Source organism: Paenibacillus sp. DMB20 (assembly GCF_000987955.1).
GTDB lineage: Bacteria > Bacillota > Bacilli > Paenibacillales > Paenibacillaceae > Paenibacillus_AQ.
In genome coordinates this window covers 66,717-81,600 of sequence record NZ_LAZU01000012.1, presented here as the reverse complement: position 1 = coordinate 81,600, position 14,884 = coordinate 66,717, and the positions used below count along the sequence as shown (strand labels likewise).

Below are 14,884 nucleotides of genomic sequence, written 5' to 3'. Positions count from 1 at the left end.
TGTAATCTCCTTTGTTGAATGTCTTGGTTCTAAAATTGGTTCAGATAGTTTTGCTTCAGCCAGGCCATGCTGTTCCCAATGCTTTGGAGCGGCGGATTCTGGCAGACGTCCTGCTCCACGATCAGCCACTCGGTACCTGCATCCGAAGCGGCTTGAATGACGGCCGGAAGATTCACCGTGCCTTGGCCCAGTTCAAGCGTCTTCATGTTCCCCTGCTCGTCTTTGCTGAAGTCTTTCAGGTGCAAAAGCGGCAAACGGCCGGCGTATTTCGGAATGTAGGCCAGCGGATCCTGCCCCGCAAACTGCACCCAGCATACGTCCATTTCCACCTGTACGGCTTCCGGCGGCGTCGCTTCATACATGGCATCGAAAACGAACGATTCGCCCACATGGTGTTTAAATTCGAAATCATGATTGTGGTAACCGAAGATCAATCCCTGCTTTCTTGCTTCGGCCCCCGCTTCCTCCAAAAACGCAAACAGGTTCACCCAATCCTCCGTGCTCTCGCGGTCTTCCGGTGCCACATAAGGACACATCATATATTTCGCGCCGATCGTTTTCAGGTAATCGATCTCCTTCTGGAGATTTTCGCGAAGAAGATGCAGCCCCACGTGGCTGCCGATGGCTTGCAGACCAAGCTCCTGAAGGAGCGCTTTCATTTCCTCGGCCGGAATGTCGCCGTAACCCGCGAACTCCACGCCTTCATACCCCAATTCCGCCACTTTCCGGAGCGTGCCGCGGAAGTCCTGCGCCGTTTCGTCGCGAAGCGTATACATTTGCAATCCGATCCCCATTCTTCTCATGGAAGGACACCTCGATTCAAAGATTAAGTTCAATGCTCTATCTGGTACCATCATAAACGAAAGTAAGCTAAAATGAACATAAACTATATTGCTGCAACATGAACTATTTGCTTACTATTTAGGGAGGAGATGAAGCCATGACGGAAGCTAGACTGCTGATCTGCGGTTACTCCTATCATAACGAGCCGTTTAGCAACAGCCATAAGAGCGGCTTTCCTACCTATTTGTTCCGTTTGCAAACCGAAGGGTCTTGCGAGGTTTATTGCAACGGCAAAGAATACCGTTTGCAGGCCGGCGATCTGCTGCTGCTTAAGCCCGGGGATGAATACGAGCTGCAAGTAAGGGACGAAGGGAATGAAGGGCGCATATCGAGCGCCGATTATTATATTTTTTGCGACGGATCCTGGATTGACGGCTGGTGGAAAAGGTTAGAGCGGCAAAAGGTGAGCCATATCAGCATCGACGATCACCTGCTTGGCTTGTGGAGACAGCTTCTGCTCGAAAAAAGGCGCGGGCTCGAGGGGGAAAATACGGAGCTGATCGGTTATCTGCTGCGGGGGCTTTGCCTTTGCCTCGACCGGGCCATCACCGAGACGAAAACGACGGACCGTTCCGCATTTACGGCATTGCGGCTCAAGCGGTTCATCGAAGAACATGCCACCGTAACGTTCAAGCTCGAAGAAGCCGCGGCCCATGCCGGTCTCAGCCTGTCGCGCGCCGTTCAACTGTTCAAGGCCTGTTACGGCAAGACCATGATCCAATATGCGCTGGAAATCCGGCTCAATGCGGCCGTTGAACGCATCAAGTACAGCTCCATGACTCTCGAGGAAATCGCGGAGACCTGCGGTTTTGCCAGCTATTCGTATTTCCACCGCGTCTTCCGGGCCAAGTACGGAAAACCTCCGTTAAAATACCGGGAGGAAAAAGCGGCTGCGGCAAGGTCCGCCGAGTGATTTTGAAAAAAAGGCGCCCCGGCTCCCGCAGATCATTTGTTGAGGACTAAAAACGGGTATGTTAAGATAAGAATAGAAATAAGGACGGATGGCAGTCCGTCCCCAGTACAACATCTTGAGTGGGTTCTTCCCTCCAAGGGCTATATCTTGCTGCAAGAAGTGACCCACGGTTTGCCAACCTATGAGTGGGTCATTTCCTTTTATCAAGATAAGTGAGCAACGCCAACAGGAAAAGCCCGAAGGTAATTACTTCACCAAAGGAAATGTTCATATGACTCACCTCCTTTCCGGAGGGAGCCTGACCGCTCAAGGTGTGTTGTACATTCCAAATTATAGCATAAACGCCCCGAAAATCGGGGCGTTTTCTATTCTACCTCGTCCATCGTCCGGCATCTTTTTCGTTCGTTATGCAATAGCTTCCCGAAAAACTTTCCTTTCTCTCCCAGCTTATTTATTCGCCGCACCGGATATGGTAGATTAGAGTCCGGAATACTATTCGCCCTTTAGGAGATGGATTCATCATGAACCTTATCCAGCCGCTGGATGATCTGGAGTGGCAGACACTCATACAAAATACCGCCGCGAATTTCACCGACCTTACGATCAAACGCGGATTTCAATATTACAAGCAGGGCCGGGTCTCTTCCCTGCAGCTTCACGATTCCGGCCATATCGGGGCCGTAGTGAAGGGAGGCGAGGCTTACAGCGTCGACATCGTTCCCGGCTCGCTCAAAGACAGCCGCTGCACCTGTCCGGTCGGAAAAACATGCAAGCATATGGTCGCCGTGCTGCTGGAAGCCGTCAACCGTCAGGGGCGGTCCGTCCATGCGCTCGTTAACGCCCACTCTACCGCCCTCATCCGTCTGGGAGATCTGCCGTCCGCGGGGACGGGACTGCGTCAAGGACCGCCCGGACCCCCCCGACGGCAAAACGAGGAGATCGCCCGGCTCAAGGAGCTGGCCTCCCGGCTGCCGGAACAGCCTATCGCCGCTTGGCATGAGCTGTTTCAGGAGGCGACTTCCTCGCTCGGCATTCATGCGTCCAATTCCCTGTACGCCCGAAACGCCCTTGAGGCGATCTCCCGCGTCAAACCTTCCCTTGCCGATGCATCAGACACCCTTTACGAGCTTCATGCCCGCCTGTTCGTCCTGGACAGACTCGTGAAGCAGCCCCAAAGCTCCGCTTCGGGGGCCAGTCTCTTCATGGGCTACCATGTCCAGATGGCGGCAGACGACATTGAAAAAGACATCGGACGACGGTTCGCCGCAGGCCAATGGATCATTCGACCGGAGACGGAGCCGGAAATGGCGGAACGTTTAAACGAAACGCTCGGTTACGTCCGCGGTAAAATGCTGACCGAGCCCCGGAACCATCCATTCTTTTCCCGTATCTACCGTAAACTGTGGATGGAAGGCATTCATCCGTATCAACAGGGCGCCAGCTGGTATGCCGAAGAACTTAGGCTTCTGCAATCGGCTGAACATGAGCTTGGCTCCGCCTATTCCCGATCGGCGGGAATGCTTGCCCAAAGCCTGATGTTTTTCTATCTGAAACAGGATCAGGAGGCCTGGGATTTGCTGCGCGCCGCGGACAAAGCGCTCTACATTCAACCCCAGCAGCTCCTTCACTTTCTCGATGCCCTTGCCAAAGCGAAGGAATGGCCGCGGATGAAGGATTGGCTCATTGAAACCGGCCCGCTCCTCGCCAGCCACAGGAACCATAACCTTAACGACTATATGGCTTACTGGGATCAAGCCGTGGAGCATGTACCCGGGGCCGAGCGGCATCTATGGGATACGCTTGTGGAGATGCTTCCTTATTCCAAAGACATTTACCAGGAAGCCCTGCTTGCCCGCGGCGAGTGGAAACGGTGGATGGACTTCCAGCTGAGTACCGGCCGGGAGCCGCTGGAGTTCCGCGTCAGCGTGCTTGCGCCCATCGAGAAAGAGGCCCCGCAGCTGCTGCTCCCGTTCTATCATCAGGCGGCGGAGCGTTACATTGCGCAAAAAAACAGATCCAGCTATAAAGCGGCGGTCAAGCTGCTTAAACGGCTGTCCAAGCTGTACAAGAAATTGAAACGGGAGGACCGTTGGGACATATTCATAACCTCCTTCGCGAGCCGGCACAGCCGGCTTCGGGCATTGCAGGAGGAGCTGCGGAGAGGAAAGCTGATATCATGAGCCGCCATACCGAAACGATCAACGTACAAATCACATTAAGCGCCTACGGCGATGCGCTCATTTACGGGACGACGCGGTCCGGGGCTTATTTCTCCGGGCTGGCCCTGAAACAGCTGCTGTTTGCGTGGCACGAAGCCTCGTTTTACGGGACCGGGCTGGAGGTTCAGCAGCTCAGGGACGTAGAACTGGTCGTCCTGCCCGCAGAGCAGGTCATTCCTTTTTTCGCGGAGCTAACGCTTCTGGAGCATATCGATTGGGCATGGGGCGAGGAAAGCGAACCGTTTATCAAGCTTGCTCCCCTGCTCTATGATTGTATCCGCAAACGAGCCTTTATCCCGAGCTTTGAGGCTTACAAGGAAGGAAAGCTGCAGTGGACGTGGGATCCGGACACCCTCGATCCGCAGGGCCGGGCGATCCTGGCGCAGCTGGACAGCGATCCCTTAATCGGCGAAGGGCTGAGCGCGGCCTTTACCGCAGCCGTGTTCCACCGCTGCTTCGGCACGGAAGAGGAAGCCGCGGACCTGCGCCGGGAATATCCGCTGCTCTTCGCCGGGGACCGCACGGCAGCGGCCGGGATGGATGCGGCCTCCTGGCTCGTGGCGATCGGCTGGAAAGCCGATACGGCCCCGTTCCGGCCGCTGCTCCAGCTGCTGGAGCCGGACGAAGAGGCTGCAGACTGGCGGCTTACGCTCGTGCTTCAGGACAAGCACGACCCGTCCATGCTGGTCTCCGTCCGGCTCGGCGAGGACGGCCAGGCGCACGGCGCTTGGCCGGAGGGCTGGACGCCCCACATCCGGGAGCGCTCCGCAAGCTGGCTGGATCGCCTGCGCGGAGCACTGCCTCCGCGGATGCTGTCGGAAGGCGGCTCCGACCTGTTCGGCGAGCCGCTGACCGACGAAGCCGCCTGGCAGTTCCTCACGGCGGACAGCCAGCGCCTCCTGCAAACCGGATGGCAGGTGCTGCTTCCCGCATGGTGGGAAGCAGCCAGCCGCAAGCGGCCGAAGCTGCGGGCCAAGGTCCGCAGCGGGGAAGGCGCCGAGCGCGGCGCGGGCAGCTCCTTGTTCGGCCTCGACTCGCTCGTCAATTTCGACTGGCGCATCGCCATCGGCGACGCCGACCTGACCGAGGCCGAGTTCGCCGAACTGGTCGCCCGCAACGAGCGGCTCGTCCGCTTCCGCGGGCGGTGGATTCCGCTCGACCCCGCGCTGGTGGCGCAGATCCGGCAGGCGATGGCCGGCATCGACAAGTCGGAAGGGCTTTCCTTTCAGGACATCCTGCACCTTCACCTGCTGGGCACCGGGGAGGAGAGCGCCCCGGGCGAAGCAGCTGCCGAAGAGAAATCCCAAGAACGCATCCGGCTTGAAGTCGAGCTCAATGAGCATTTGCTGAGGCTGATCAGCCAGCTGGGCAGGCAGAACGAATGGCCGCAGCTTCCCGTGCCGGACAGCCTGAGGGCCGAGCTTCGGCATTATCAGCATGAGGGGTATTCGTGGCTTGCCTTCCTGCGCCGCTTCGGGCTCGGTGCGTGTCTCGCCGACGATATGGGCCTCGGGAAGACCGTCCAGTTCATCGCGTACTTGCTGCACGTGAAGGAAACCGCGGCAGAGAGGGATAAACCGATGCCGTCTCTCCTGATCTGCCCGACGTCGGTGCTTGGCAACTGGCAGAAGGAGCTGAGCCGTTTTGCCCCGACGCTTAAGGTAATGCTCCATTACGGCAGCAAGCGGTACAGCAGCGAGGAGTTTGCCGAGGAGGCCATGGGGGCCGACCTGATCCTGACTTCCTACGCTACCGCGACGCTGGATCAAGAGCTGTTAAAAACACTGAAATGGGAATCGATCTGCCTCGACGAGGCTCAGAACATAAAGAATGCCCAGACCAAACAATCGGCCGCCGTGCGCGGTTTTCCGGCCAAACACCGCATCGCCTTGACCGGCACGCCGATCGAGAACAAGCTGTCCGAGCTGTGGTCCATCTACGATTTCATGAACCCGGGGTATCTCGGGAGCCTGCGGGCCTTTACCAACCGCTTTATCCAGGCGATCGAGAAGGACCGCGACGAACAAAAAACCGCGGATCTGCAGAAGCTTGTCAAGCCGTTCATGCTCCGCCGGAAGAAAAAGGACCCGAACATCCAGCTGGATCTGCCGGACAAAAACGAGATGAAAACCTATATCCATCTCACTACCGAGCAGGGCGCGCTGTACGATCAGACGGTCCATCAGCTGCTGGAGCGCATGCAGAAGCTGGAAGGCATCGAGCGCAAAGGCGCCATCCTGTCGGCGCTGACCCGGCTGAAGCAGCTGTGCGACCATCCGCTCCTGCTGACCCATGATCCCCTTCCGGAGGCGCTCGGGACGAGCGGACGGCAGCTTGACACAAACAGCATCATCAACCGGTCCGCGAAATTGGAACGTCTCCTGTCCATGGTCAAGGAACTCCGGGAGGAAGGCGAGCGCTGCCTGATCTTTACCCAGTACATCGGCATGGGCGAAATGCTGCAGCAGGTGCTCCATCAAGAGCTCGGCGAGCCCGTTCTCTATCTGAACGGCAGCACTTCAAAAACCGCCCGCGACCGGATGATCGACCGGTTCCAGTCGAAGACGCTTCCGCCAGAGGAGCAGCCTAACGTATTCATCCTGTCGATCAAAGCGGGCGGCGTGGGCCTCAACCTGACCGCGGCCAACCACGTGTTCCACTTTGACCGCTGGTGGAACCCGGCCGTCGAGAACCAGGCCACCGACCGCGCCTACCGCATGGGCCAGACGAAGGATGTTCAGGTGCATAAGTTTATTTCCTTGGGCACGCTGGAAGAGCGCATCGATGAAATGCTGGAGAGCAAACAGCAGCTGAGCGACAACGTCATCTCCGGCAGCGGCGAAGGCTGGATTACGGAGCTGTCAACCGAGGAGCTGAAGGATCTGTTCACCCTTCGGAGGGATTGGACGTAGGCTCCGATTTTTCCTCCATCAGCTGCCGCATCTTGGATTCGGTATTCGTGTCCGGGGCCGGGGTATAGATGCTGCAGCGCAGATCGTCGCTGCCGTAAACATGAAGGGATGTCAGCTCAAACACCATTTTTCCGGCTTTGGCATGCCTGAATTCAAGATGGACCTCCGGGGCGTAGCTGACCTGGCTTTCTTCCCACATGCGGGTGAAGCCCGGATGGTCTCTTTTCATTTCTTCAAGAAACGACGCATACCACCTATCCTCCACATATTGCCCGTAGTAGGAACGGAACATCGCCAGAAACCCGCTGGCGAACTGTTCCCAGTTTACGGCCAGACGCTGAAATTCCCGGCGCGTGAACAACAGGCGGATCATATTCCGCTCTTCGGGAGGAATGAGCTCGAAGTCCAGGAATACATGGGCTGCCGCCCGGTTCCATCCGACGATGTTGCACATGCGGTCCGATATGATGGCGGGACAGCTGTGGAGTTCTTTTATGATTTTTTGCAAGGAGGGGCTGATCGCAGCCGCCTCCTTTTTGATTTGAAAGGTTGTGGGGCCGGTCTCGAAAGCCAGCGAAAACAAATATTTCCGCTCATCCGGGGTCAGTTTCAAAGCGCCGGCCACGCAGTCCAGAACAGAAGACGAAACTTTGATGTCGCGTCCTTGCTCCAGCCAGGTATACCATGTCGTGCTGACGCCCGCCAATTGGGCAACTTCCTCCCTTCTTAAGCCCGGCGTCCTTCTTCGGGTTCCTGCCGGCAAGCCGGCGGATTCCGGAGAAATCTTGGCCCGCTGGGCTTTCAGGAATGCGGACAAGGCTTGGAGTCTGGCCTGGGAATTCATTTTTGTTTTCCTCCCTTACCGGTCTGCTATGAGAAATGTGATGATCTGATAACGGATATTTTCATCATGGAATGATAGCTCTGCATCGCTCTTTGACTGAAACTTGGAATGAGAATGTTGTGTGCTTTTTGCCAATTCGGCTCTTCTATCCAGCCTGGTAAACAGGCCGTCTCCGCTAAAAGATCGCACTATTTGAAGCGGTGCCCATACCCTTTGGTCAAAAAGGTCCTCGTCACAGGCGTCGACTAAAAGTTCCTCGCTTAATATGTAAATGTCGTTACGGCCTCCTGGGAGCTGCATGCGGAGGATAGGCCCCAATTCATAGGCCAATTCCGTTAAGGATTGTATCGGCTTTTCCCCAGATTGTACAGTAGCAAATTTCCTAATGGACCATACGTTTTCGGCTGCGGAATTTGAAATTCATCGTTCATTTGCATAACATTATTTCTCCGAATATTCCCAATTTAAATATTAATTGTTTGTCTGTATTGGCTCTAACAAGTTATTGTTCGTAGCACCTCTTCCCTGTATACATGGCACTTCATAATAAACAAACCGCCGATACTCAGCGGTTTGTTTATTATGAAGTCATGGATCAACGAAGTGCCTGAAATGGCAGAAAAGCATGCACTCCTTTTGAAAAATTGACGATTTGGGTGATTCGAAGGTCTACAGTCAACGACGCATAAGCATAAGCCTCTACACGTGAAATATTATACGTTGTCATCATCAGGTCCAGCATTCCATTTAAAGCGATCCACATAGCTTCCTCTAGATCTTCGTGGAATCCCATCGTCAGCCATCCGTTTTTAGTCTTCGCTCGAGGCATCGTTAAAGGCATGTCATCTCTAACATGAAAGGTTAAGCTAACCTTATCCATTGGACATTCCAGAGCAGGGCCAGAAACCTCTCCGTCCCCTTGTGCAGCATGACCATCACCCGTCGAGAACAGTCCGCCTTCTACCGGAATCGGCAAATACAGGGTGGTTCCAGCTTGCAGTTCTTTACAATCCATATTCCCACCGAAAGCCCGCGGTATAAAAGTTGTGTGTTTTCCCTCTTCTGTAGGAGGCATCCTCATAATGCCCATAAAAGGATTTAAAGGAACGCTGTAATCAAAATTACCAAACTTGCTTCTACCGACCATCCGCTCAATGTCCAGTTCGAAATCCAATGTTACTTCCTTCTCTTCTGCCAGTTCCATTTTTTTATTCCAATAGCTTGGAAAACCTCCTGCCGATGTCCATCCCCATGTTCCAGGAACAATTTCATTGATTACAATTTCGAGGGTCTGACCCGGTTTTGCTTGATTAATATAGATCGGACCTACAAGTGCATGGCCAAACTCTTTACACTCCCTGCCTTCTTTTCTCTCGGTGAATTTTCTTCTGGGTAGTCCCGGTGCTGAGCGATTCTCTAAACACCAGCCGGCATCCAGAGTCTGATATACAACTGTATCACCCGAATCAATCTTCAATGCCGGTTCCAAATCTTTGCTGAAAAAACCGTGAAGTGTATCAAGCTCTGGCTTTAGGTAGTGAATACTTGACATAATCCACACTCCTCACATGATTTTATGAATAATCTGGCAAAAATGAATCGTTTTATTACTTTATAAAGTAATAAAAATTACTCTACTTGTCAATCTTAATTTCGTCATAAAGTAATTATTATTACTATTAAAAGAAATAGAAAATTAGAAGCGGGAAGTCATGTCCGTTGGGATTGAGAGATGTACGGTGTTTCGGATGTCGGACACAACCGGGGTCGAGTGGATATTCACTCCCCGAACAGATAACGAAACATTTGTTACGATTACAACTTCAGGATATGAGGAAATGGAGATGATATCGTAAAGCGAGTCGTTGATGAAATGGGAGGATACACAATTGTGCTCTGCAAGCAAAAGGCGATTCTTGAACATAACATTGTTTTGAATCAAGTAGCGGACAAGGCTCCTGACGCCTACGTTAACCGTTAATAATTTACGCTTCGCTGTGACATCGAATAATATGATAGCAGTAATTATACTAGGATAAACCCTATCTTGTAATAGGATAACATACATGACATCATAACCTTGAGAATGACAAGTTTATCAATTTCTTTAAGGAGGTTATCCCATGGAAAGAGTAGTGATCACCGGCATGGGCGTCATTTCCCCGCTGGGCAACGACGCGGATTCCTTCTGGTCCCGTCTGGTTCAAGGACAATCCGGGATTTCGCGCATAGATTCATTCGATACGTCAAAACACAAAGTGAAAATCGCGGGTGCCGTCCGCGATTTTGACGCCAATGCTCGCTTCGGCGCCAAGGAAGCGCGCCGTCTGGACCGCTTCTGCCAGTTCGCCTTGGCAGCCGCGGAGCAGGCCTTCGACAGTTCCGGTCTTCGGCTGGATAAGATCAACCGGGAACGTTTGGGCGTATATATCGGTTCCGGCGTCGGAGGAATAGGGACCCTTATGAAACAAAGCGTATTGCTCGCCTCGCGCGGTCCCGAGCGGGTCAGTCCCACGCTCGTTCCCATGATGATTTCCAATATGGCGGCAGCGGTGGTCAGCATCAAATACGGCGCGCTTGGCAGCTCGCTTTCTCCCGTAACGGCTTGTTCCATCGGGAACACGACGATCGGCGAAGCTTTTTTCAATATACAGGCAGGAAGGTCGGACATCATCGTTGTCGGCGGAACGGAAGCGGCGCTAACGGACATATCGCTGGCCAGCTTTGCGAATGCGACGGCTTTGTCCACCCGGAACGATCAGCCTGAGCAGGCCAGCAGGCCTTTCGACGCGGGGAGGGATGGATTCGTTATGGCGGAGGGAGCCGGCATCCTCATCCTGGAATCCCTTACGCACGCCCTGCGGAGAAACGCGCCAATCCTCGGCGAAGTGATTGGTTACGGGGCAAGCTCCGACGCTTATCATATGGTCGCCACTCCGGCAGACGGCAGCGGAGCAGCCCGGGCGATGAAGTCGGCCTTGGCGGAAGCCGGCCTTTCTCCCGGCGATATCGACCTGATCAGCGCCCATGCGACAAGCACGGTGATCGGAGACCGGTCGGAAACGACGGCCATCAAGCAGGTTTTCGGATCGGCGGCTTACGGCATTCCCGTCACGGCCAACAAATCCATGACCGGCCACATGCTTGGCGCTTCCGGAGCCATTGAAGCGATTGCCCTGGTCAAGTCCCTGCAAGAGGGGATCATTCCGCCCACCATCAACCTGGAGACGCCCGATCCCGAATGCGACCTCGATTATGTCCCGAACCGGGCGAGAACGGCAAATCTGACGGTCGGCATTTCCAACTCCTTTGGCTTCGGAGGGCATAATTCGGCGATTGTGATCAGGAAGTTTGAAATGTAAACAGCAATGCAGGCGAATCACCAAGCGAACTCTCAACAGGCCCCGGATCCGGGGCTTTTTTTTTTCCGGGATCCGTATGCGGAACTCAAGCGGTTTATATCTAAAAAAAGACCCCGACGGCAGTCGGGGCACATGGCATGTTCATTTCAATGTTAAGGAATCATCATTTTAAAGAGACCATTGCTCCACATGGATTTCGATGGTCCCTGCCGCTGCGGCTTTATACCTGCGCTCTATCGTTTTTCCGTCGCGATCCATCCCGACCGCCCCATCCGTTCTCGTCACCTGGAATACGAATTCCGCATGAAGGGGGATCCGCAGTTGATTTTCATAAAATCCCTTGTCCGAATTGCATTTCAAAGGAAACCATGCATAAATCTTAGCGTCGTCCGGCGTGTTTGGCGGGACATGAACGATCATATGCAGGGTCACAAACTTAGGCATTTCCGGAACGACCCGTATGGCTTTGCTTGCCCGAAGCCCCCGATGCCGGACCGTTACCACGGTTTCCCCTTCGCTTTTCGGGACTAGGGTTCCGTCATCCGCGACTTCCAGGATTCCAGGATCCTGAACTTCATAGGTTGCCCGCAGCAGCGTCGACTTCAAGCCATGATCGGACTCCAGAATCGGATTCAGCTGGATTGCCGGGCCCCGGATTCCTATCTCGTCGCTGCCGTGCAACGATAAAGACGCCCGCTCCCCTTATTTCCGTAAAAATAAATCAAAGGAGATGCCAACCTGGCCGCCCAGTCTTTTTCTACATGGGCCGCGTCCGGTTCATAAAGATACATAAGCTCCCGATCGGCTTCGTACCCTAAACCAACCAGCTTCTCGGCCACTTCGCGCACATGCTTTACCATCACCAAAACCCCTTCGGTGCTGCCTAAATCGATCCATAAGCGGGAAACGGGCTGCTTCGTGCCGAAAGCATGATATTGCGGGTACTCCTCCAACGTTGCCGGGTCCACGCAGTAAAAATAAGGGGACATGATGCCAAGCTTGCCGAAAACATCCGGGCGCCGGAGCCCGATATGATACGTTACCTGTCCTCCGCGGGAGGAACCCATCAGGGCCGTATGCTCGGCATCCGGCTTCGTCCGGAACACGGCATCGATATACGGTTTGACCTCTTCAATCAGAAAATTCTCATATTTTTGTCCCAACGGCCGGATTTCAACCTTATCGTCCCGATAATGCACTCCTTCCAGGTCGTGGGTAAACTCGTTTGCCCGTTCCAACCCCATATTGGAAATCCCCACAACGATGATTTCTTCGATGCGCCCCTCCTGAATCAGCCGATCCGCCGTTTCATGGACATTCCAGGAATAACCGTTGAATGCCGGTTGAAAAATGTTCTGTCCGTCATGCATGTACAACACAGGATAGCGCTTCATCGGGTTTTGCTGATAACCGGGCGGCAAATAAACGAACAGGTCCCGCCGATTATCCAAAAAAGCCGAATGGAAATCCTTAATAGTTAAAAGGCTTGAGCGGTTTTCCATTAACGCACCTCATTCCCGGGTGGACAATCAACCCAATTCTCAACTTCGTAATTCAAGATCAACCCGTTCGAAACCGTGAATTTGCGATAAGGGACCTCCCGGCCGCACCGGTCGGTCTCATGCTTGCCCAACCCCCTGGATATGCGGAATTCGAATGACATATCCTGCGGCACCTGAAAGGTTCCGCCGTAGAGCTGGTCGTGAATCCGCGGCAGTTCGATGCCTGCGTAAATTTTATCGGTCGGCGGCGTGGATGCCGGAACTTTTACGAACATGCGAACGGTAGCCTTATTGGATATGAACGGAACCACGGCGAGATCCAATGACGCCTTTAACTGTTGATTCATATAGGTGACGGCAGCTTTCCCAATCTTTTGGGGAAGGAGTTTTCCGTCTGCCGTAACTTCCAGCAGATCGGGATCATTTACTTCATATCTCCCGTTTAAATCCGTCATCATAAAACCACTGTCGAAGTGTACAACCGGATTCAAAGTTCGCACGGGTCCCTCGAGCCCTACGGCTTCCGGGCCGCGCAGCTCGACATGAACGGGCTTCCCGATATCTCCGAAAAAGTAGATCAGCGGCGCGTGAACCCTTGCGGCCCAATCCTTCTGGGAATGACCGGAGTCTACGGCATAGTAGTACATGAGATCGTCTCCCGGCTTAAAGCCGATGGAGATCAGAACATCGACGACCTGCCGCACATGCTTCTCCATGACGGTAAAGCCCTCGGCGTCTCCGACGTCCATCCAAATCTTCAGATCCTTTTTCTCCGTATACACATGGCTCAGCCATCGGTCTTCCATGGTATCCAGGTCTACGCTCACGAAAAACGGACAAAGCGCTCCGATCATTCCAAACGTCTCCGATTGACGGAATCCGATATTGTAGGATACCAAACCTCCTGCGGAAGATCCCATAAGTGCCGTATGTTCCTTATCCGTAAGCGTCCGATAGGTTGCATCGATATACGGCTTGACTTCGCGAACGAGAAATTCCTCGTATAATTCGCCCTGATTGTCGGTATGGAAAATATCGTATCCTCCGGGGATCGAATGCATATATTCCGCAATCCTGGCATCTTCGATATGGGATACGGCGACCACGATGATTTCCTTCATTTTGCCCTCAGCAGTCAGCTGATCCACAATCCGATGGATATCCCAGGATTCGCCCTTCTGATCGGCAAAAAAGACGTGCTGCCCATCGTGCATGTATAATACGGGATAACGTTTCTCTTCATTTTGGTTATAACTCGGAGGCAAGTAAACAAACATGTCTCTCTTATTATTCAATATCTCCGAATAAAAATCTTTGATTGCAATCAACCGCGACGAATCCACTTTCGCATTCTCCTCATCACTCGTAATCACGATGTGACGGTCAATAAGAAAAACTTCTCCTCGTTGACATACGCCGCATCGTTAATATAACTGTCCATCATATTTACAACTTCGGTGTAGTCATTCAAATCGAACGTTAATTTCATCATGTCGTCCGCAAGCACTTCCGGGCAGTGGCAGGTACAGCATGCCAGCATCTGCTTATGCCTCTTCCAAACTTCGTTCGCCAAGAAATCGTTCAGCACGATTCCGGGCTTATCCTTAAATTTCAACAAAAAAGCGTTTAGCCCGTCATCATCCCCATATACGTAAATCCTGCTTTCATCTAGTCCCGATTGGCGTTTAACCGTATTCAGCAAGTCGTCATTGTTATAGGAATCCAAAATCAGAAATTCAGGCGATTGGCCCAGCAAAGTCCGGGATTGTGCAAAGGTTTGCCCAAAGTCCGGCATGATTTTATGAAACAACGAGTCTTCAATGTAACTGTCGATGATAAACACGGGAATGCCGAATCCAAATTGATTGGAGATGGCATAGAACCTTTCCTGATCCACATTGATTAAGAATACGCCGTCCAAATTTCGTTCCATAATGACCTGGTACGATTGCGAGGCAGCGCCGATTTGCATGAAGATGACATGGTACCCAAGCTCTCCGCACAACTGCTCGATCTTATAGATCGTTTTTGCATACTTTAATGCGGATCCGGGACTCTCATGAACATCGTTGAACAATAATATTCCGATGAGACCCGTCTTTTTTATTTTTAAGGATTGGGCTGATTTATTGGCCACGTACTTAAGCTGTTGGGCGATCTTCAGCACTTTGACGCGCGTCTCATCGGAAATGGACTGGTTTTTTACATTGTTTAGAATATAGGACACCGTCGCGATCGAAACATCCGCCGCTTTCGCGATGTCTTTGATGGTTGTTTTTTTCATGCTTG

The 14,884-nt window shown here is 53.1% G+C and carries 11 protein-coding genes and 1 pseudogene; 4 read left to right on the top strand and 8 right to left on the bottom strand.

The annotated features are described in order from the left end of the window. Positions 1-29 precede the first annotated feature (29 nt). The gene (locus tag XI25_RS04060) at positions 30-803 is read right to left on the bottom strand and encodes a sugar phosphate isomerase/epimerase family protein (protein WP_046677482.1); all 774 of its coding nucleotides are present in this window, start codon (positions 801-803) and stop codon (positions 30-32) included. 137 nt (positions 804-940) lie between these two features. Here XI25_RS04060 and XI25_RS04055 point away from each other — a divergent pair, with 137 nt between their 5' ends. From XI25_RS04055 to XI25_RS04040, 3 genes are all read left to right on the top strand, one after another. Next, on the top strand, positions 941-1,756 hold the full coding sequence (locus tag XI25_RS04055; RefSeq protein WP_046677481.1) for an AraC family transcriptional regulator: 816 nt from the start codon (positions 941-943) through the stop codon (positions 1,754-1,756). Positions 1,757-2,277: 521 nt separating this feature from the next. After that, the gene (locus XI25_RS04045; RefSeq protein ID WP_046677479.1) at positions 2,278-3,936 is read left to right on the top strand and encodes an SWIM zinc finger family protein; all 1,659 of its coding nucleotides are present in this window, start codon (positions 2,278-2,280) and stop codon (positions 3,934-3,936) included. Beyond that, positions 3,933-6,887 (top strand): DEAD/DEAH box helicase, encoded by a 2,955-nt coding sequence (locus XI25_RS04040; RefSeq protein WP_046677478.1) that lies wholly within the window; start codon positions 3,933-3,935, stop codon positions 6,885-6,887. The genes XI25_RS04045 and XI25_RS04040 overlap by 4 nt, the downstream gene beginning before the upstream one ends. Here XI25_RS04040 and XI25_RS04035 read toward each other — a convergent pair. The 3 genes and pseudogenes from XI25_RS04035 to XI25_RS04025 form a co-directional block, all read right to left on the bottom strand. Further along, positions 6,862-7,731 (bottom strand): helix-turn-helix transcriptional regulator, encoded by an 870-nt coding sequence (locus XI25_RS04035; protein WP_046677477.1) that lies wholly within the window; start codon positions 7,729-7,731, stop codon positions 6,862-6,864. The two genes, XI25_RS04040 and XI25_RS04035, sit on opposite strands and share 26 nt — an antisense overlap. Positions 7,732-7,793: 62 nt before the next feature. Beyond that, positions 7,794-8,162 (bottom strand): annotated as a pseudogene (locus XI25_RS34100) (NADPH--cytochrome reductase); the annotation flags it as partial. Between the two features lie 164 nt (positions 8,163-8,326). After that, positions 8,327-9,283 carry an acetamidase/formamidase family protein gene (locus XI25_RS04025; RefSeq protein ID WP_046677475.1) on the bottom strand — a complete coding sequence of 319 codons (957 nt, stop codon included), beginning with the start codon at positions 9,281-9,283 and terminating at the stop codon, positions 8,327-8,329. Between the two features lie 571 nt (positions 9,284-9,854). Between XI25_RS04025 and fabF the strand changes: the two genes are divergently transcribed. Further along, complete coding sequence (fabF, locus tag XI25_RS04020) at positions 9,855-11,093, top strand: beta-ketoacyl-ACP synthase II (protein ID WP_046677474.1); 1,239 nt, start codon at positions 9,855-9,857, stop codon at positions 11,091-11,093. Between the two features lie 168 nt (positions 11,094-11,261). Here fabF and XI25_RS34090 read toward each other — a convergent pair whose 3' ends face one another. Genes XI25_RS34090 through XI25_RS04005 form a run of 4 tightly spaced genes read right to left on the bottom strand, consistent with a single transcriptional unit; the run spans position 11,262 to position 14,879 of the window. Next, complete coding sequence (locus XI25_RS34090; protein WP_235439647.1) at positions 11,262-11,774, bottom strand: hypothetical protein; 513 nt, start codon at positions 11,772-11,774, stop codon at positions 11,262-11,264. Then, positions 11,753-12,595 (bottom strand): alpha/beta hydrolase, encoded by an 843-nt coding sequence (locus XI25_RS34085; protein WP_235439646.1) that lies wholly within the window; start codon positions 12,593-12,595, stop codon positions 11,753-11,755. The genes XI25_RS34090 and XI25_RS34085 overlap by 22 nt, the downstream gene beginning before the upstream one ends. Then, positions 12,595-13,938, bottom strand: a complete 1,344-nt coding sequence (locus XI25_RS04010; RefSeq protein ID WP_046677552.1) for an alpha/beta hydrolase — start codon at positions 13,936-13,938, stop codon at positions 12,595-12,597. The genes XI25_RS34085 and XI25_RS04010 overlap by 1 nt, the downstream gene beginning before the upstream one ends. A 26-nt stretch (positions 13,939-13,964) precedes the next feature. Further along, positions 13,965-14,879, bottom strand: coding sequence for a LacI family DNA-binding transcriptional regulator (locus XI25_RS04005; protein ID WP_046677473.1), 915 nt, complete (start codon positions 14,877-14,879; stop codon positions 13,965-13,967). Positions 14,880-14,884 lie beyond the last annotated feature (5 nt).

What these genes read in the sequence shown, in the direction of transcription:
- XI25_RS04060 (WP_046677482.1), bottom strand. Translation starts at nt 803, where the DNA reads ATGAGAAGAATGGGGATCGGATTGCAAATGTATACGCTTCGCGACGAA.
- XI25_RS04055 (WP_046677481.1), top strand. Translation starts at nt 941, where the DNA reads ATGACGGAAGCTAGACTGCTGATCTGCGGTTACTCCTATCATAACGAG.
- XI25_RS04045 (WP_046677479.1), top strand. Translation starts at nt 2,278, where the DNA reads ATGAACCTTATCCAGCCGCTGGATGATCTGGAGTGGCAGACACTCATA.
- XI25_RS04040 (WP_046677478.1), top strand. Translation starts at nt 3,933, where the DNA reads ATGAGCCGCCATACCGAAACGATCAACGTACAAATCACATTAAGCGCC.
- XI25_RS04035 (WP_046677477.1), bottom strand. Translation starts at nt 7,731, where the DNA reads ATGAATTCCCAGGCCAGACTCCAAGCCTTGTCCGCATTCCTGAAAGCC.
- XI25_RS04025 (WP_046677475.1), bottom strand. Translation starts at nt 9,283, where the DNA reads ATGTCAAGTATTCACTACCTAAAGCCAGAGCTTGATACACTTCACGGT.
- fabF (WP_046677474.1), top strand. Translation starts at nt 9,855, where the DNA reads ATGGAAAGAGTAGTGATCACCGGCATGGGCGTCATTTCCCCGCTGGGC.
- XI25_RS34085 (WP_235439646.1), bottom strand. Translation starts at nt 12,595, where the DNA reads ATGGAAAACCGCTCAAGCCTTTTAACTATTAAGGATTTCCATTCGGCT.
- XI25_RS04005 (WP_046677473.1), bottom strand. Translation starts at nt 14,879, where the DNA reads ATGAAAAAAACAACCATCAAAGACATCGCGAAAGCGGCGGATGTTTCG.